Here is an 18314-nt window from a genome sequence, read left to right as displayed (position 1 = left end):
TGTCCGCCGTGCCGTTCATCCCGATTCCATCGGGAGTGCACCGGCCGGGTGGGGATTGTCAGTGGCGCGTGCTCTCATGGAGTCATGATCGAAGAGAGCGGAACCATGGACGAGTTTCTCGCCCGGCACGCGGCCGACGTGGAGGAGGCGGTCCGCAAGGCGGCCGCCGCGGAGATCATGCCGCGCTTCCGGCAACTGGCGGCGCACGAGGTCGACGAGAAGAGCGGCCCGCACGACCTGGTGACGGACGCCGACCGCAAGGCCGAGCTGTATCTGACCGAGGCGCTGGGCGCGCTGCTGCCCGGTTCGGTCGTCGTCGGCGAGGAGGCGGTGCACGCCAACCCCGTCACGTACGAGGCGATACGGGGCGACGCGCCGGTCTGGATCGTCGACCCCGTCGACGGGACCCGGCAGTTCGTGCACGGCGAGGAGGGATTCTGCACCCTGGTCGCGCTCGCCCGGCACGGCGTGCTGCACGCCTCCTGGACGTACGCGCCCGCCCGCGACCAACTCGCCACGGCGGTCAAGGGACAGGGCGCCTTCCTGGACGGCGAGCGGTTGTACGCGGGCCCGCCCACGCCGGGCCGGGACCTGCGCGTCGCCACCTCCCACCCCGACTACACCACGGACGACCAGAAGCGCGCGCTGCTCGGTCTGCGCACCGAGGGTGTCGCGCCGCGCCCGTGCGGCTCGGCCGGACTGGAGTATCTGGCCGTCGCCCGGGGCGAGTCGGACGCGACGGCGTTCTCCTGGGAGGCCGCGTGGGATCACGCGGCGGGCCTGCTCCTCGTCGAGGAGGCGGGCGGCGCCCATCTGACCCGCACCGGCGAGCCGTTCCGTATCACCGGCGGCAACACCCTGCCGTTCACCGCCGCCCGTGACGCGGCGACGGCCCGCCGGGTTGCGGCGCTGCTGGCCTCGGCGGGCTGACCGGCCCCAGGGGCCCCCGTCGCACGGGACTGACAGCGCCCCGGCATATCCTGATTTCCAGTGGCCATCGGCTGACGAAGGGGTCCGACAGTGCCGTCGATGCTCGATGTGGTCGTGGTGGGTGCGGGGCCGAACGGACTGACGGCTGCCGTGGAGCTGGCCCGCCGCGGTTTCTCCGTGGCCCTCTTCGAGGCGCGGGACACCATCGGCGGGGGATCCCGCACCGAGGAGCTGACCCTGCCCGGCTTCCGGCACGACCCGTGTGCCGCCGCCCACCCGCTCGGCATCAACTCGCCCGCGTTCCGCGCCCTGCCGCTGGAGCGGTACGGCCTGCGCTGGCTCCAGCCCGAGCTGCCCATGGCCCACCCCTTCACCGACGGCACCGCCGCCGTGCTGTCCCGCTCGGTCGCGGAGACCGCCGCGTCCCTCGGCCCCCGAGACGCGGGGCCGTACCGCAGGCTGGTCGAGCCGTTCCTGCCCCGGTGGGACACCCTCGTCCGGGACTTCATGTCCCTGCCGCTCACCGCGCTGCCGCGCGACCCGGTCACCCTCGCCCGCTTCGGCCTGGTCGGCCTGCCCCCGTCCACCTGGCTGACCCGCCGCTTCCACGACGAGCGCGCCAAGACCCTCTTCGCCGGGCTCGTCGCCCACGTCATGGCCCCCCTCGGCGGACCGGCCACCGGCGCCATCGGCCTGGTCTTCGCCCTCGCCGCGCACGCCCGCGGCTGGCCCGTCGCCCAGGGCGGCTCCCAGTCCATCTCGGACGCCCTCGCCGGATACCTCGAGGACCTCGGCGGCACCATCCACACCGACTACGAGGTCAAGCGCCTGGACGACCTGCCGCCCGCCCGCGCCTACGTCTTCGACACCTCGCCCACCGCCCTGGCCCGGATCGCCGGCTTCGGCCGCTTCTACGACAGCTACCGGTACGGCCCCGGCGCCTTCAAGGTCGACTACGCGCTGGACGGCCCGGTCCCGTGGACCGCGCCCGAGGCCCGCACCGCCGGCACCGTGCAGATCGGCGCGGACGCCGCGGAGATCGACGCCGCCCTGCGCGCGGCGTCCCGCGAGGGCCGCGCACCCGACCGCCCGTTCCTGATCACCGTGCAGCCGAGCGTCGTCGACCCCACCCGCGCCCCCGAGGGCAAGCAGGTCTTCTGGGCGTACGGGCACGTCCCCGCCGGCTGGACCGGCGACCTCACCGACGCCATCGAACGCCAACTGGAGCGCTTCGCCCCGGGCTTCCGCGACCGCGTCCTCGCCCGCGCGACGGCGGGCCCGCCCGAACTGGCCGCCCGCAACGCCAACTACGTCGGCGGCGACATCGCCTCCGGCGCGGTCTCCGGACTCCAGACCCTGCTGCGCCCCCGACTGTCCCTGTCCCCGTACCGCACTCCGCACCCGGCGGTCTTCATCTGCTCGTCGGCCACCCCACCGGGGCCCGGTGTGCACGGCATGTCCGGCCACAACGCGGCGAAAGCCGTCTGGCGAAAGCTGAGGCAGACACCATGACCACGCTCACCCTCGTCCTGGGCGACATCACCCGCGAGTCCGCCGACGCCATCGTCAACGCGGCCAACTCCTCCCTGCTCGGCGGCGGAGGCGTCGACGGCGCCATCCACCGCCGCGGCGGCCCCGCGATCCTGGCGGAATGCCGCAAGCTCCGTGCCTCCCAGTACGGCAAGGGCCTCCCCACGGGCCAGGCGGTCGCCACCACGGCGGGTGAGCTGGACGCCCGCTGGGTCATCCACACCGTCGGTCCGGTCTTCTCCCAGGAGCAGGACCGCTCGGACCTCCTCGCCCGCTGCTACCGCGAGTCGCTGCGGATCGCGGACGCGCTGGGCGCCCGCACGGTCGCCTTCCCCGCCATCTCCACGGGTGTCTACCGCTGGCCCATGGACGACGCCGCCCGCATCGCCGTGGAGACGGTGCGGGCGGCGGACACGGCGGTGGAGGAGGTCAGATTCGTGCTGTTCGACGAGCGGGCCCACGAGGCGTTCGCCGAGCAGATCCGCGAACCGCGCCACGGTGAGGGACAGGGCAGCGCGGCGGCTCCGTAACCACCGGCGCGGCCGGGGAGTCGTGGTTTCCTGAAGGGGCTTGTGGTCCTTCAGGCTGGCGGGTGAGGCAGTTGCCTTCCTCGTCATACGTCCACTGCTCGCTCGACCCGTCGGGTGCGGTACGCCGGGTCGGCCAGCCGTCCGCCGTCCACTCCAGGCGGGTGACGGACCCGGCCGGATCGACCGACTCGTACGGCTGCCCGAAGGCGTCCCGGCGCACCGTGCAGGTGCCGCCGTTCGCGTCGGCCTGTCCCCACACCTCCTCCGGCCGGCCGTCAACCGCCGAACCGCCCGCCCGGGTCACCATGTGCGCCCCGCCTCCAGCAGCACGTCGCGGACCCGGAGCACGTCCGGGTTCTCGGGGCGGCCGGGGCGCTGGACGAGGTAGCCGGTGTTGATGGGCGGGTCCTCCGGCTCCAGCAGCGGCATGAGCGCTCCGGAGGCCAGCTCGTCCTGGCACAGATAGCGCGGCAGCACGGTGAACCCGGCTCCCGCGACGACCGCGGCGAGCACCCCGCGCAGGTCCGGGACGGTGACGGCGGCGGGGCGGGACAGCCGGGTGCCGAAGACATGGCGCCAGTAGCGGCGGGCGATCGGCACGTCCTCCGCGTAGCTGACGAGCGGGACGGCGCGCAGCGCGTCGGGGCCTTCGGCGGCGAGCCGGCCCGCCAGCCGGCCGGCCCAGACGGGCGCGGCGACCAGCACGAACTCCTCGTCCATCAAGGGCACCGCGGTCAGCGCCCGCCCGCGCGGCCGGTAGGTGGCGATCACCAGGTCGTGCCGCCCGGCGCGCAGTTCCGCCAGCAGCGCCTCGGTCAGACCGAGGGTCACTCGCAGCCGTAGCCCCTCGGCGGTCAGCGGCGCGAGGGCCGGCAGCACCCGGACGCACATCAGCTCGGCCGGACCCGCCAGATGTACCGGCGCGGCCCGCTCCTCCGCGCCCGTGTCCTGCCCGGTGGCGGCGGCGAGCGCGTCCAGCGGGGCCGCCACCCGGGCGGCGAGGTCGTGGGCGACGGCGGTCGGTGCGACACCCCGCGGCAGCCGCTCGAACAACTCCCGCCCGGACTGTCGTTCCAGCGCGCGGATCTGCGTGGTCACGGTCGGCTGTGACACGCCGAGCAGCCCGGCCGCGGCGGTGAACGAGCCCGAGCGGTACACCGCCAGGAAGGTGCGCAGCTGGTTCAGGTCCGCCACCGGATGGGCGCCGGGCGCCGGCTCTCCGCCCGGACCGGCGGAGTCATCGGGGTCCTTATGCCTCACGGGGCGAGCCTATCGGCTGCTTATGGCGGTGGCCCGCGCGTCGAGCACGCGCAGTGCCGTCTCCCCCCAGCGGAGGTTCTCCTCCTCGAAGGAGATGCCGCGCAGCAGCGTCAGATACGGGCCCACGCGGTCCGCCGTGGCCAGGTACCCCGCCTCGTCGCGCCCCTGGAGCAGTCGTTCCCGCAGCCGCTCGTAGCGGGCCAGCCTGGCGCGCCCCCACTCCATGCGTTCGGCGATCTGGGCGCGGACGGCGTCCAGCTCGCCCACGTCGACGCACCGCACCTTGACCATGAGGCCGTCGCGGATCGCGGTGGGCTTGCGGATCGGCTCGGCGAGAAAGCCGCGCAGGGCCGCGTACCCGGCGTCGGTCAGTGAGAACAGCCGCTTGTCGGGGCGCCGCTCCTGACGCACCAGGCGGGTGCTGACCAGGCCTTCGCGTTCCATGCGCTCCAGTTCCCGGTACAGCTGCTGGGGCGTGGCCGTCCAGAAGTCGGCCACCGAGGCGTCGAAGCCCTTGGCCAGGTCGTACCCGGAGGCCTCTCCCTCCAGAAGGGCCGCCATCACGGCATTGCGCAGAGCCATGCCGCCACCCTACTCTCCAACACACCTATTCAACTTGTTGAGTACCGGCGCGGTAACGCCCTGTATCGGCGCGGTACGGGGCCGGTGCCGGCGCAGGAGAGATGAGTTTCCATGGACATGGCTTTCCCGGGTTCCACGGCATCCCCGCACGCGTTCCGGAAGGCCGTCGAGGCGCGCGACGCTCCGGCGCTGGAGGCGCTGCTGGCGGAGAACGTCGTCTTCACCAGCCCGGTGGCGTTCAAGCCGTACGAGGGAAAGGCGATCACCGCGGCGATCCTGCGCGCGGTGATGCGCGTGTTCGAGGACTTCCGCTACGTCCGGGAGATCGCCGATCCGGGCGGCCGCGACCACGCGCTCGTCTTCACCGCCACGGTGGGCGGCAAGCGGATCCAGGGCTGCGACTTCCTGCACTTCGACGCCGAGGGGCGGATCGACGACTTCACGGTCATGGTCCGCCCCCTGTCCGCGGCGCGGGCGCTGGCCGACGCCATGGGCGCGCAGTTCGACCGGATCGCCGCGGAGGCGGCGGGCGCCTGACCGGCTCGGCCGGGCGCCCGGTCCGCTCCGGCCGGGCGTCCGGCCGGCTCAGGCCAGCTTCTTCAGCAGCTCCGCGGCGAGCGGGGCGGACGACGCGGGGTTCTGCCCGGTCACCAGGTTGCGGTCGACGACCACGTTCGGCGCCCACGGCTCACCGGCGCGCACGGTCACCCCGGCCTCGGTGAGCCGCGACTCCAGCAGCCACTTCGCCTTGTCCGCCAGGCCGCCCTGGACCTCCTCGGCGTCGGTGAACGCGGCCACCTCGTACCCGGCGAACGCGTTCGAGCCGTCCTCACGCGTCGCGGCCAGCAGCGCGGCCGGGCCGTGGCAGACCACGGCCAGCGGCTTGCCGGAGGCGAGCACGTCGACCAGCAGCCGGCCGGAGGTGGCGTCCACGGCCAGGTCCTCCATCGGGCCGTGGCCGCCGGGGTAGAACACGGCCGCGTACTCGTCGAGGTCGACGTCCTCCAGGCGGACCGGCCGCTCCAGCTCGGTCATCGCGGCCAGCGCCGCCGCGATCCGGTCGGCGCCCTCCTGGCCCCCGTTGACCTCGGCGGCCAGGCTGGCCTTGTCGACGGTGGGCACGACGCCGCCCGGCGTGGCGACGACGATCTCGTGCCCGGCGGCCCGGAACGCCTCGTACGGGGCGACGGCCTCCTCGGCCCAGAAGCCGGTGGGGTGCCGGGTGCCGTCGTTCAGCGTCCAGTGGTCGGCGCCGGTCATCACGAACAGGATCTTCGACATGTTGCCTCTCCCAAAGGGGTGCTTCGTTGCCGTCGACGTTAGGCCTGCCCGCCAGAGCGTTTCCAATGACGAATCCAATGTCCGGCATAGGGATGCCAATGGATTCCGAGGAATAACCCGAACGGCTCCTTACCGGGACGTCGGCGCGGGCGTCGGGGAGGGCGTCGCCGTGTTGATGTTCAGATCCGGCCGGGGCTCCAGTACGAGGACCGGCGAGCCCGGCTGCGGCGGGGGCGGGGTGAGCTGTTCCTTGGGCAGCTTAGGCGGGGAGGTCTGCTGGAAGTTCACCTGCTCGTGATTGACCAGGCCGGTCTTCTCCAGCACGGTGATGTGGTCGAGCACCGTGTCGTTGGCCTGGTCGGCGAGTTCCCGTACCAGGCTGTTGCGGGTGTTGGCGCGGACCTTGGCCACGACCGGGAAGATCTGCCCGTGCGTGACCCGCATGATGGTGACGGCCGTGGAGTCGAACTGCCGGCCGTTCTCCGCCGCCGCGGTCGCCACGAACTGCTGCTGCTGGGGACTGGCCTGGTTGGGCAGGGTGATGCCCAGCTCCGGCGCTATCCTGCGGCAGGTCTCGTCCAGCCGGGAGTGGCCGACGATCAGATGCGCACCGGCCTCCTTCATCTCCGGCGTGGTCCCCCGCTCCATCGCCAGCTCGCCCAGCGGGTACTCCCACAGCCCCGCCGCCCGCACCTTCACCACGAAGTCGCGGTCGGCCTCGGTCAGCGGACCGTAGCGAGTGTTGGCGATGATGCGGTCCGCCGTCGTGGACGTGTTCTCCACCCCGAGCATGGCGGGATACGCGAGCGCCGCCAGGGTCAGACCCAGCGCGCCGAACACGAAGACGCTTCCTGCCGTGTTGCGGGACATCCGCATGCTGCCTCCAGACGCGAGCGCGTTGTACGCCAGGAGGTACGCACGGGCCGGGCGGATCGATCAGCGAGTCCGGGAAATTCTTTCGCCGGGTGGTGTGGGGTGCGCCACAACCGGCCGGACGGGGGCGCATGTCGGCCGACTGGCCCAACAGAACCGAACAGACCGCGACGGCGTCATTGCTTCGGTTGTGTTGGAGTTCTAGTGTGACCGAGGCTCAGAAGCCCCCTGGGACCCGTGAGTTGAGGGGTTTTCACCCGAGGAAGGTCACGGTCATGCCGCACCCGCACGCGCCGCACGCCCACCGCCCCGAACCGCCCGCCGACCGCCCGTTCGTCAGCCGCCGCCGGCTGCTGGAAGGGGGCGCCGCCGTCCTCGGCGCGCTCGCCCTGTCCGCACCGCCCGGCGCGGCGCACGCCACCGGCGGACGCGTCACCGGCGGACTCGCCGCCGCCCCGGACGGCAGCCCGGAGTGGAACGGCAGCATCGACGTCTTCCGGCTGGGCACCGAACCGCCGCACACCACCCTGATGCCGTACGGCGACCTCCGCCAGGCCCTGGCCGCCGACCGCACCCGATCGCCGTACCGGCTGAGCCTCGACGGCATCTGGAGGTTCGCCCACGCCGAGCGCCCCGACGACCGCGACCCCGATTTCCACCGCACCGACCTCGACGACCGCGGCTGGGACACCCTGCCCGTCCCCTCCGCCTGGCAGCTGCACGGCTACGACCGTCCGGTCTACGTCAACATCACCTACCCCTGGTGGGGCCCCAACGGCCTCGGCGAGGACGCCCAGCCGCCGGCCGCCCCCACCCGCTACAACCCGGTCGGCCAGTACCGGCGCACCTTCACGGTGCCCCGGAACTGGACGGGACGGCGGACCTTCCTGCACTTCGAGGGGGTGAAGTCCGCCCACTACGTCTGGATCAACGGCGAGCTGGCGGGCTACAGCGAGGACTCGTACACCGCCGCCGAGTACGACATCACCCGGCTCCTCAAGCCGGGCACCAACCAGATCGCCGTCGAGGTGTACCGCTACTCCGACGGGGACTGGCTGGAGGACCAGGACATGATCCGGCTGAGCGGCATCTTCCGCTCGGTCTACCTGTACTCCACCCCGGTCGTGCACCTGCGGGACTTCAAGCTGGACACCCCGCTCGGCGACGACTGCACCACGGCCGGACTGAAGGTCACGGCGCATGTGCGTGCGTACGGGGAGGGCCACGGTGGCGAGGGCGGACGGAATACCGGCGACGGTGGGCGAAATCCCGTAGGCGGCGGACGGTACACGGTCGACATCATGCTGTACGACGCCGACGGCCGCCCCGTCTGGCGTCGGCCCCTCCAGCGATCCGCCGACGTACCGCCCGGCGGCGAGGCCACCGTCGAGGCCGCCCGGGAGGTCCCCGAACCCCGCCTCTGGTCGGCCGAGCACCCCTACCTCTACACCGCCGTCCTCCAGCTGCGCGACCCCGCCGGAAAGGTGACCGAGACCCTCTCGCACCGGGTCGGCCTGAGGGAGTTCGCCCTCAAGGACGGCCTGATGCGGATCAACGGACAGCCGGTCTCCTTCCGCGGCACCAACCGCCACGAGATGCATCCCGTCCACGGCTCGGCGCTCACCCGCGCGGACATGGTCGAGGACATCGAGGTCATCAAGCGCCTGAACATCAACTCCGTCCGCACCTCGCACTACCCCAACAACCCGCTCTGGCTGGAGCTGGCCGACGAGTACGGCCTGTACCTCGTCGACGAGACCAATCTGGAGACCCACGGCATCCGCGGCGAGTACCCGGGCAACCACCCCGAGTGGACCGAGGCGTGCGTGGCCAGGGCCCAGAACATGGTCCACCGGGACAAGAACCACGCCTCGGTCGTCATCTGGTCGCTCGGCAACGAGGCGGGCGGCGGCAGCACCTTCAACGCTATGCACGACTGGATCAAGTCGTACGACCCCACCCGGGTCATCCAGTACGAGGGGGACGACCGCCCGGGCATCAGTGACATCCGCTCCGAGATGTACGACAGCCCCCAGACCGTCGAGGGCCGCGCGAAGGACACCCGCGACACCCGGCCGTACGTCATGATCGAGTACTCGCACGGCATGGGGAACTCCAACGGCAACTTCAAGAAGTACTGGGACATCGTCCGCCGTCACGACGTGCTCCAGGGCGGCTGGATCTGGGATTTCGCCGATCAGGCCCTGAAGTGGCCCACCCCCTCCCGCAAACTGCTGACGGAGCAGGGGCCGGGCGGGCTGCGCGGCGAGATCGTCAATCCCAGCGGCAGCTTCGACCGCGCCAAGGGCGTCTCGGGAGCCACCGTCTTCCCCCGCGACGCGCGCCTCGACCTCACCGGCTCCCTCACCCTGGAGGCCTGGGTCACCCCGCACGTGACGGGCTATCACCAGCCGATCCTCGCCAAGGGCGACACCCAGTACGCCCTCAAGCAGACCAACGAGTCGCTGGAGTTCTTCATCCACGGCGGCGGCCAGTGGATCGCCGCGAACTGGGCGCTGCCGGACGACTGGACGGGCCGCGAGCATCACATCGCCGGCGTCTTCGACGCGGACGCGGGCACGCTGACCCTGTACGTCGACGGCTCGGTGCGGGCCACCCGGACCACCACCCGGCGCCCCGCCGTCACCACGGCGCCCCTCGCCCTCGCCACCGACGTCGACAACCCGACCCGCGAGTTCAGCGGCACCATCCGGCGGGCCCGCGTGTACGCCCGCGCCCTCACGGCCGCCGAGCTGGCCACCGACGGCCGGGGCCCCGGCGACGAGGGCGTGCGGTTCTGGTTCGACGCCGCCACCGTCCGGCTCACCGAGCGGCGGCCCCACGACAGGACGTTCTACGCCTACGGCGGCGACTGGGGCGACAACCCCAACGACGGCGCCTTCGCGGGTGACGGCATCGTCACCGCCGACCGCGGTCACACCGGCAAGGCCGCCGAGGTCAAGCAGATCTACCAGGCGATCAACGCCGCCCCCGCCGCCGGTGACACCCTCACCCCCGCGGGCCGGATCACCCTCACCAACGAGTACCTGTTCACCAGCCTCCGCGAGTTCGACGGCCGCTGGTCCCTGGTCGCCGACGGCAGGGTCGTCCGGCGCGGCAGGCTCACCCACGACCAGCTGGACGTGCCGCCGCTGACCCGCAAGGAGATCACGGTGCCCGTGCGGCTGCCGGAGAACCCGGCGCCCGGCGCCGAGTACTTCCTGCACCTGTCCTTCACCACCAAGGAGCCCACCCCCTGGGCGGAGCCCGGTTTCGAGGTGGCCAAGCAGCAGCTCCCCCTCGCCACGGGCGGGCCGGCCGTCACACCGGTACCGCTGGACAGCGTCCCCGCGCTGCGCCTCCATGACGGCGAGACGGCCGTCACGGTACGCGGCGAGAACTTCTCGGTGACCGTCGACAAGCGCAGCGGGACCATCACCTCGTACGAGGCCGCGGGGCGCCGCCTGATCACCTCCGGCCCGGTGCCGAACTTCTGGCGCGCGCCCACCGACAACGACCGGGGCAACGGCCAGCACACCCGCAACCAGACCTGGCGCGACGCCGGAGCCCGGCGCACGGTGACCGGCGTGCGCGTGACCCCCCTGAACGACCGGGCCGTCCGGATCGAGGTCAGCGGCACGCTGCCCACCAGCACCGCGTCGGCGTACACCCTCACGTACACCGTCTTCGGCAACGGCGAGATCAAGGTCGACCACACCCTGCGCCCGGGCGCGCCCAGCCTGCCGTACATCCCCGAGGTCGGCACCATCCTCTTCCTCCCGCGCCGCCTGGACCGGCTGCACTACTACGGCCGGGGCCCCGAGGAGAACCAGTGGGACCGCAACAACGCGACCGACGTGGGCCTGTACTCCGGCACGGTCTCCGGACAGTGGACGCCGTACCTGCGCCCGCAGGAGAACGGCAACAAGACCGACGTCCGCTGGATCGCGCTCACCGACGACAGCGGCGCCGGGCTGCTGGTCAGCGGGGAGCCGCTGGTGGAGGTCAACGCCTCGCACTTCACCCCCGAGGACCTCTCCTCCGGGGTGCGCCACGACTACCAGCTCACCCCCCGCGACGAGGTCGTGCTGCGGGTCAACCACCGGCAGATGGGCGTGGGCGGCGACAACAGCTGGGGCGCCCACACGCACGACGAGTACAAGCTGTTCGCCGACCGTGACCACTCCTACAGCTACCGGCTGCGCCCCCTGGCCGACGTGGCGCAGGCGATGGCGGCCTCGCGGCGGCCGACGGCCACGGAGGCGTAGGGGGCGGGCGAAGCGGCGGGGAGCGTCGCGGGCGCGCTCACCATCGCGCTTCGAGGGTGCCCTCCGGACCGGAGACGACATCGGCGCCGACGGCCACGCCGTCGAGCGTCATGCGCAGCCAGGCGCGGTCGTCTCCGGCCGGGTGTTCCAGCCGCATCCGCCGCGCCTGGAACGGCACCATGCGCAGACCGGCCAGCCGTCCCGTCTCCGCCTCCACCGACACCAGGAGGGCCAGCCGCAGGTCGTCGCGGTACTCCTCGTGGCCGACGATCCCCTCGTAGTCGTCGATGAAGTCCCCGCAGCCGTACAGCACCAGCCGCTCCCGGTACACCTCGATCCGGCGCGGATGGTGCGAGGAGTGGCCGTGGACGACATCCACCCCGCCGTCGACCAGCGTGTGCGCGAAACGCACCTGGTCCTGGGGGATGCGGTGCCCCCAGTTGGAGCCCCAGTGCACGGAGACGACCACGATGTCGCCGGGCCGCCGCGCCAGGCCCACCCGGCGCAGCACCTCGTCGGCGGCCGGGGGCGACGGCACGGACGTGTACGCCACCCCGCACCGCTCCGGCGTCGCCGCCCAGCCGGACGGGATCCCGCTGGAGGCCATGCCGAGCGCGAAGACCAGCACCCGCGCGCCGGAACCGCTGTCGATCACGGCGGGCGCGTACGCCTCGTCCGCGTCCCGGCCCGCGCCCGCCACCCGCAGCCCGGCACCGGCCAGCACGTCCAGCGTCTCCGCCAGGCCCCGGTGGCCGAAGTCCAGCACATGGTTGTTGGCGAGGACGCACACATCGGGCCGGGCCACCGTCAGGGCGGGCAGGTTCGCCGGGTGCATCCGGTAGTGCACCGCCTTGCCGGGCGCGAACGAGCCGTCGGCCGTCACGGCCGTCTCCAGGTTCACGATCCGCACGTCCGGCGCGGCCTCCGCGAGCACGCCCAGTGCCTCTCCCCACGGCCACTCCGGGCCCACCGGCGCGGGCACCGGCCCGTTCACCGCCTCCGCCAGCGCCACATAACCGCGGGCGTCGCGCACGTAGTCCTCCCGCAGCCCCGGATCGCCGGGGTGCGCCAGGATCTGGTCGACGCCGCGCCCGAGCATCACGTCCCCGCACAGGAACAGCGTCACGACACCGCCGTCCATGTCTCCACCGTAGGCCCACACCGCCACGTGTGGGTCGCGTCGCCGGGGAAACCCGGGCCCCGTGAGGTACCTCATCAGAAGGGAGGCGTGCCATGAACACGCCTGCGCGGCGTGGCGGCGGCCCCCTGGAGCCACGGCGGGGGCCCGGCCGGGGCGGGCCGTGGGACCGGGACCCGCTCGCGGAGCTGCGGCGGCTGTGGCGTGACACGGACGGCGCCGTCGACCGGGGAACACCGGCGCGGGACTTCGGCCGGGGATCTTCCGGGTGGGGCGGCGGCTTCGCCTGGGTGCCCGCGGTCGAGGAGGACGAGACCGACGAGGCGTACGAGATCCGCGCCGGGCTGCCCGGGATCCCGCGCGAGCGGATCACCGTCGACATCGACGAGCGCGAACTGCGGATCTCGGGCGACTCCGGCGACCCGGGGGAGGAACGGCGGGCCCGCCCGGTCCCCGGGCGCGGAGGCCGTTTCTTCCACCGCACCTGCCTGCCCACCGGCGCGGACCCGGACCGGGCGGAGGCGGACCTGACCGACGGCATCCTGCGGATCCGCCTGCCCAAGTCCGCGGCACCGGAACGACGCCGCCTGCCCATCGGCGGCGCGGACCGGGAGACGATCACGGAGACGCACGCGCAATCGGACCGGGGGACGAACCCGGAGACGTACCGGACGGGGGCGGACACATGACCACGCGCACACGGTTCCACGACCGGGCGCACGCCGGCCGTGAACTGGCCGAGCACCTGCGCATCCTCCAGGAGAAGGGCCTGCTCCCGCACCCCGTCGTCCTGGCCCTGCCCCGCGGCGGCGTCACGGTCGCCCAGGAGGTCGCCCGGGCCCTCGGTGCGCCCCTCGACGTGTTCGTGGTCCGCAAGATCGGGGCCCCGTTCCACGAGGAGTTCGCGGTGGGCGCCATCGCCGGGGACGAGCCCCCGCTGTTCGACCGGCGGTCCCTGGAGCAGACCGGGCTCACGGAGGCCGACCTCGCCCCCGTGGTGGAACGGGAACGGGCCGAGCTGCGCCGCCGCGAGGAGCGCTACCGGCAGGGCCGCCCCGCGCCGGAGCTGCGCGGCCGTACCGCCATCCTCGTCGACGACGGGCTGGCCACCGGCGCCACCGCCCGCGCCGCCGTCCGCGCCGTGCGCGGCCGGGAGCCGGAGCGGATCGTGATGGCCGCGCCGGTGTGCTCCGCGGAGGCGTCCGAGCTGCTGCGCGGCGAGGCCGACGACGTGGTCTGCCTGCTGCGTCCCAGCCCCTTCCACGCGGTCGGCCTGTGGTACGAGAACTTCGACCAGCTCACCGACGACGACGTCCTGAACGCCCTGCGGCGGTTAGGAGGTGCCCCGATGACCAGGTACGTACGCGATGTGATGTCGCCGGGCGCGGCCTCCGTCGAACCGATGACGACGGTCGCGAGGGCCGCCGAGATGATGCGCGAGCGGGACATCGGCGACGTCCTGGTGGCGTACGACTGCGATCTCTTCGGCGTCCTCACCGACCGGGACATCACCGTGCGGGCCGTCGCCGAGGGCCGCGATCCCACGGCGACCACCGTCGGCGAGCTGTGCACCCGGCCGCCGGTGGTCACCCTCACGCCCGAGGACACCACGGAGCACGCCGTCGAGCTGATGCGCCGGCACGCGGTGCGGCGGCTGCCCGTCGTCGAGCACGGCGGCTGCCCGGTCGGCATGGTCAGCCTCGGTGACCTCGCCACCACCGAGGACCCGCACTCCGCCCTCGCCGACATCAGCCGCGCGGCTCCCAACCGGTGACGGCCGGCTCCCCACCGGTGACGCGCGGCTCCCGACCGGTGAGGGGTGCCCCCGACGGCGCGGTGGCGGGGAGCGGTGCGGGGCGGAACAATCCGGACTGGTACCCACCGCTCGCACCGCACCGAAGGGACCTCGCGCATGGTTGAGCTGGACGAGCGCTTCGACGTCGTCGTACTCGGCGCCGGCCCCGGCGGGTACGTCGCTGCCATCCGCGCCGCCCAGCTGGGCAGACGGGTCGCCGTCGTCGAGGAGAAGTACTGGGGCGGCGTCTGCCTGAACGTCGGCTGCATCCCGACCAAGGCCCTGCTGCGCAACGCCGAACTCGCGCACACCGTCACCCGCGAGGCGAGGACCTTCGGCATCCGGTCGGACGCGCCGATCACCTTCGACTACGGCGAGGCCTTCCGCCGCAGCCGCAAGGTCGCCGACGGCCGGGTCAAGGGCGTCCACTACCTGATGAAGAAGAACAAGATCACGGAGTACGACGGCCGCGGCATCTTCCTCGACCCGCACTCCCTCCAGGTCACCGACTACGAGGGCACCACCCGCACCATCGGCTTCGAGAACTGCGTCATCGCCACGGGCGCCACCCCGCGCCTGCTGCCCGGCACCAAGCGCAGCGCCCGCGTGGTGACCTACGAGGAGCAGATCCTCGCCGAGGACCTGCCCCGCTCGATCGTCATCGCGGGCGCCGGCGCCATCGGCATCGAGTTCGCGTACGTCCTGCACAACTACGGCGTGAAGGTCACCGTCGTCGAGTTCCTGGACCGCGTCGCCCCCACCGAGGACGCCGACGTCTCGGCCGAACTCGCCAAGCAGTACCGGCGCCTCGGCATCGACGTGCTCACCTCCACCCGCGTCGACGCCATCGACGAGTCCGGCCCCCAGGTCCGGGTCACGGTCACCGCCGAGGACGGCTCCCAGCGGGTCCTGGAGGCCGACAAGGTGCTCCAGGCCATCGGCTTCGGCCCGAACGTCGAGGGCTACGGACTGGAGAACACCGGCGTCCGGCTCACCGAGCGCGGCGCCATCGACGTCGACGCGCGCTGCCGCACCTCCGTCCCGCACCTCTACGCCATCGGCGACGTCACCGCCAAGCTGATGCTCGCGCACGCCGCGGAGGCGATGGGCGTGGTCGCGGCCGAGACCATCGCCGGCGCCGAGACCATGGAACTCGACTACGCGATGATCCCGCGCGCCACCTTCTGCCAGCCGCAGATCGCCAGCTTCGGCTACACCGAGGCCCAGGCCCGCGACCTGGGCTACGACGTGAAGGTCGCCAAGTTCCCCTTCACCGCGAACGGCAAGGCGCACGGCCTCGGCGACTCCACCGGCTTCGTCAAGCTGATCAGCGACGCGCGGTACGGCGAGCTGATCGGCGGCCACCTCATCGGCCCCGACGTCACCGAGCTGCTGCCCGAGCTGACCCTGGCCCAGCAGTGGGACCTCACCGTGCACGAGGTGGCCCGCAACGTGCACGCCCACCCGACGCTGAGCGAGGCGGTGAAGGAGGCGGTGCACGGCCTCGCCGGACACATGATCAACTTCTGACGCTCAGGCGGCGGTCATTCCGGCGCGGCGTCGCTGATCCCCAGGCGCAGATGCTCCACGTGGTACACGGCCTGGTCGAGGAGTTCGGCGACATGGTGGTCGTGCAGCGCGTACACCACCGACCGGCCGCGGCGCTCGCCCACCACCAGTCCGAGATTGCGCAGCAGCCGCAGCTGGTGCGAGCACGCCGACTGCTCCATGCCCACCTCCGCGGCCAACTCGGTGGCCGGCAGCGGCCCTTCGCGCAGCCGGGCGAGGATCAGCAGCCGGGAGGGGGTGGACAGGGCCTGGAGGGTGGTGGCCACCTTCGCGACGTTGTCCGCGTCGAGACGGACGCGCTCGGGGGCGCTCTGCGCGCTGGTGACGGCTCCATGACCCATGGCGCATATCTTACCCACCGTATATGAACGAATGAATGAGTCTTCATGTGTTCCTGTATGGTGTGGCGCGTGTCCGCGACTCTCGCTCCCCGACAGACCTCCGCCCGCTCCCTGCCGGCACCCCGCCGCCGCACCCGCGTCCTCGCGCTCCCCGAGGCCCGCTGGGCGCTCGCCGCGCTGGTCGCCTTCCTGCTGGGTCTCGCGCTCGATCTCGGCGGCGCACCCGCCTGGGCCCACGGGATCCCGTATGCCGTCGCCTATGTCACCGGCGGCTGGGAGCCCGCCCTCGAAGGACTGCGCGCCCTGCGCGAGAAGACCCTCGACGTCGACCTGCTGATGATCGTCGCCGCCCTCGGCGCCGCCGCGATCGGCCAGGTCCTCGACGGCGCCCTGCTGATCGTCATCTTCGCCACCTCCGGCGCCCTGGAGGCCCTGGCCACCGCCCGCACCGCCGACTCCGTGCGCGGCCTGCTCGACCTCGCCCCCACCACCGCCACCCGGGTCCGCGCCGACGGCACCGAGGAGACCGTGCCCACCGCCGAACTGGCCGTCGGCGACGTGCTGCTGATCCGGCCGGGGGAGCGGATCGGTGCCGACGGCACGGTCCTGGACGGCACCAGCGAGGCCGACCAGGCCACCATCACCGGCGAACCCCTCCCGGTCGTCAAGCGCCCCGGCGACGACGTCTTCGCGGGCACCCTCAACGGCACCGGAGCCCTGCGTGTCCGCGTCGGCCGCGATCCCGCCGACTCCGTCATCGCCCGGATCGTCACCCTGGTCGAGGAAGCCTCCCGCACCAAGGCACCCACCCAGCTCTTCATCGAGAAGATCGAACAGCGCTACGCCGTCGGCGTGGTGGCCGCCACCCTCGCCGTCTTCGCCGTCCCCCTCGCCTTCGGCGCGAACCTCACCGACGCCCTGCTGCGCGCGATGACCTTCATGATCGTCGCCTCGCCGTGCGCGGTCGTCCTCGCCACCATGCCGCCGCTGCTGTCCGCCATCGCCAACGCCGGCCGCCACGGCGTCCTGGTCAAGTCGGCCGTCGCGATGGAACGCCTCGGCGAGATCGACACCGCCGCCCTCGACAAGACCGGCACCCTGACCGAGGGCGCCCCCGAGGTCACGGCCGTCCGGCCGCTGCCGGGCTCCGGGCTCGACGAGGAGCAGCTGCTCGCCCTCGCCGCGGCGGCCGAGAACCCCAGCGAGCATCCGCTGGCCCGGGCCATCGTGGCGGCGGCACGGGGGCGCCGACTGCCGATCGCGACGGCGGAGGAGTTCACGGCGACGCCTGGTCAGGGGGTCACTGCGATGGTGGACGGTCGGCGGGTGACTGTGGGGCGCACGCGGGATTCCGTATGCGACCTGCCGTCGCCGGTCGACGGCGAGCTGGTCGGCGGTCGGCGGCCGGCGGGGGCAGGTGGACCGGGTCACGATGCGCAGACCGACGGTCGACAGGGTGACGTCCGGCATGTCGACGGCCGGCAGGCCACCGGTCGACCCGTCACCGGTGGCCGGCAGGAGCGCGGCGCCACCGTCGTCACCGTCACCCGTGACGGCGTCCCCGTCGGCACCCTCGCCCTCACCGACCGCCTGCGCCCCGACGCCGCGGCCACCACCGCCGCCCTCACCGCCCTGACCGGCGCCGCCCCCGTCCTGCTCACCGGCGACAACAGGCACACGGCCGCCCGCGTCGCCGAGGCCACCGGGCTCACCGACGTCCGCGCGGAGCTGCTGCCCGAGGACAAGGTGAACGCGGTGTACGACATCCAGCGGACCGGCCGCAAAGTGCTGTTCGTCGGTGACGGAGTCAACGACGCGCCCGCCCTCGCCGCCGCCCACTCCGGCATCGCGATGGGCCGCGCCGGATCCGACCTCGCCCTGGAGACCGCCGACGCGGTCATCGTCCGCGACGAACTCGCCACCGTCCCGGCGGTCGTCCGCCTGTCCCGCGCCGCCCGCCGGCTGGTGGTGCAGAACCTGGTCATCGCCGGCACGTTCATCACCGTCCTGGTCGTCTGGGACCTGGTCGGCCACCTCCCGCTGCCGCTCGGTGTCGCGGGCCACGAGGGCTCGACCGTGCTGGTCGGCCTGAACGGGCTGCGGCTGCTGCGCGAGTCCGCGTGGCGCCCCGACCGACGGCGGCGATCCGGGCCGGTCCAGGACAGCCGAGGTTGATGTCGGAATCTCGCCAGCCCGCATGCGTCCGGTACCGGATGC

The 18314-nt window shown here is 72.9% G+C and carries 15 protein-coding genes and 1 pseudogene; 10 read left to right on the top strand and 6 right to left on the bottom strand.

The features are described from left to right. Positions 1-84 precede the first annotated feature (84 nt). The 3 genes from VE614_RS07425 (at position 85) to VE614_RS07415 (ending at position 2990) form a co-directional block, all read left to right on the top strand. The gene (locus VE614_RS07425; RefSeq protein ID WP_324933854.1) at positions 85-930 is read left to right on the top strand and encodes an inositol monophosphatase family protein; all 846 of its coding nucleotides are present in this window, start codon (positions 85-87) and stop codon (positions 928-930) included. Between the two features lie 99 nt (positions 931-1029). After that, a complete protein-coding gene (locus VE614_RS07420) occupies positions 1030-2442 on the top strand; it encodes an NAD(P)/FAD-dependent oxidoreductase (RefSeq protein ID WP_324933852.1) in 1413 nt (470 codons plus the stop codon). Then, a complete protein-coding gene (locus tag VE614_RS07415; protein WP_324933850.1) occupies positions 2439-2990 on the top strand; it encodes an O-acetyl-ADP-ribose deacetylase in 552 nt (183 codons plus the stop codon). Before VE614_RS07420 ends, VE614_RS07415 begins: the two co-directional genes overlap by 4 nt. A gap of 300 nt (positions 2991-3290) precedes the next feature. Here VE614_RS07415 and VE614_RS07405 read toward each other — a convergent pair whose 3' ends face one another. Together VE614_RS07405 and VE614_RS07400 are read right to left on the bottom strand one after the other, a co-directional pair. After that, on the bottom strand, positions 3291-4250 hold the full coding sequence (locus VE614_RS07405; protein WP_414719539.1) for a LysR family transcriptional regulator: 960 nt from the start codon (positions 4248-4250) through the stop codon (positions 3291-3293). A gap of 9 nt (positions 4251-4259) precedes the next feature. Further along, the gene (locus VE614_RS07400; RefSeq protein ID WP_324933846.1) at positions 4260-4832 is read right to left on the bottom strand and encodes a PadR family transcriptional regulator; all 573 of its coding nucleotides are present in this window, start codon (positions 4830-4832) and stop codon (positions 4260-4262) included. Positions 4833-4943: 111 nt separating this feature from the next. Here VE614_RS07400 and VE614_RS07395 point away from each other — a divergent pair, with 111 nt between their 5' ends. Continuing rightward, on the top strand, positions 4944-5369 hold the full coding sequence (locus VE614_RS07395; protein WP_324933844.1) for a nuclear transport factor 2 family protein: 426 nt from the start codon (positions 4944-4946) through the stop codon (positions 5367-5369). Positions 5370-5417: 48 nt separating this feature from the next. Here the strand turns inward: VE614_RS07395 and VE614_RS07390 are convergent, their stop codons facing one another. Further along, complete coding sequence (locus VE614_RS07390) at positions 5418-6113, bottom strand: type 1 glutamine amidotransferase domain-containing protein (protein WP_324933842.1); 696 nt, start codon at positions 6111-6113, stop codon at positions 5418-5420. Between the two features lie 129 nt (positions 6114-6242). Then, positions 6243-6989 carry a DUF4142 domain-containing protein gene (locus VE614_RS07385; protein ID WP_324933840.1) on the bottom strand — a complete coding sequence of 249 codons (747 nt, stop codon included), beginning with the start codon at positions 6987-6989 and terminating at the stop codon, positions 6243-6245. A gap of 272 nt (positions 6990-7261) precedes the next feature. Between VE614_RS07385 and VE614_RS07380 the strand changes: the two genes are divergently transcribed. Beyond that, positions 7262-11254, top strand: coding sequence for a glycoside hydrolase family 2 TIM barrel-domain containing protein (locus VE614_RS07380; RefSeq protein ID WP_324933838.1), 3993 nt, complete (start codon positions 7262-7264; stop codon positions 11252-11254). Positions 11255-11291: 37 nt separating this feature from the next. Here the strand turns inward: VE614_RS07380 and VE614_RS07375 are convergent, their stop codons facing one another. Next, positions 11292-12395 (bottom strand): CapA family protein, encoded by a 1104-nt coding sequence (locus VE614_RS07375; RefSeq protein ID WP_324933836.1) that lies wholly within the window; start codon positions 12393-12395, stop codon positions 11292-11294. 92 nt (positions 12396-12487) lie between these two features. On the opposite strand from VE614_RS07375, the gene VE614_RS07370 reads away from it, so the two are divergent. From VE614_RS07370 to lpdA, 4 genes and pseudogenes are all read left to right on the top strand, one after another. Next, positions 12488-13081, top strand: a complete 594-nt coding sequence (locus VE614_RS07370) for an Hsp20/alpha crystallin family protein (RefSeq protein WP_324933834.1) — start codon at positions 12488-12490, stop codon at positions 13079-13081. Further along, a pseudogene (locus tag VE614_RS07365) lies at positions 13078-13722 on the top strand (phosphoribosyltransferase); the annotation flags it as partial. The gene VE614_RS07370 and the pseudogene VE614_RS07365, both read left to right, overlap by 4 nt. A gap of 18 nt (positions 13723-13740) precedes the next feature. Continuing rightward, positions 13741-14166, top strand: a complete 426-nt coding sequence (locus VE614_RS07360; RefSeq protein ID WP_324933938.1) for a CBS domain-containing protein — start codon at positions 13741-13743, stop codon at positions 14164-14166. A 138-nt stretch (positions 14167-14304) separates the two neighbouring features. After that, on the top strand, positions 14305-15717 hold the full coding sequence (gene lpdA, locus VE614_RS07355) for a dihydrolipoyl dehydrogenase (protein ID WP_324933832.1): 1413 nt from the start codon (positions 14305-14307) through the stop codon (positions 15715-15717). A 14-nt stretch (positions 15718-15731) separates the two neighbouring features. Here lpdA and VE614_RS07350 read toward each other — a convergent pair whose 3' ends face one another. Then, entirely contained in the window at positions 15732-16097 is a 366-nt protein-coding gene (locus tag VE614_RS07350) for a metalloregulator ArsR/SmtB family transcription factor (RefSeq protein WP_324933829.1), read from the bottom strand. A 57-nt stretch (positions 16098-16154) separates the two neighbouring features. Here VE614_RS07350 and VE614_RS07345 point away from each other — a divergent pair, with 57 nt between their 5' ends. After that, positions 16155-18272 carry a heavy metal translocating P-type ATPase gene (locus VE614_RS07345; protein WP_324933826.1) on the top strand — a complete coding sequence of 706 codons (2118 nt, stop codon included), beginning with the start codon at positions 16155-16157 and terminating at the stop codon, positions 18270-18272. The last annotated feature ends 42 nt before the right edge of the window (positions 18273-18314 follow it).

The organism is Streptomyces sp. (assembly GCF_035645055.1).
Classification (GTDB): Bacteria; Actinomycetota; Actinomycetes; order Streptomycetales; family Streptomycetaceae; genus Streptomyces.
Note: the sequence above shows the minus strand (reverse complement) of the source record. Positions and strands in the feature narration are given on the sequence as shown.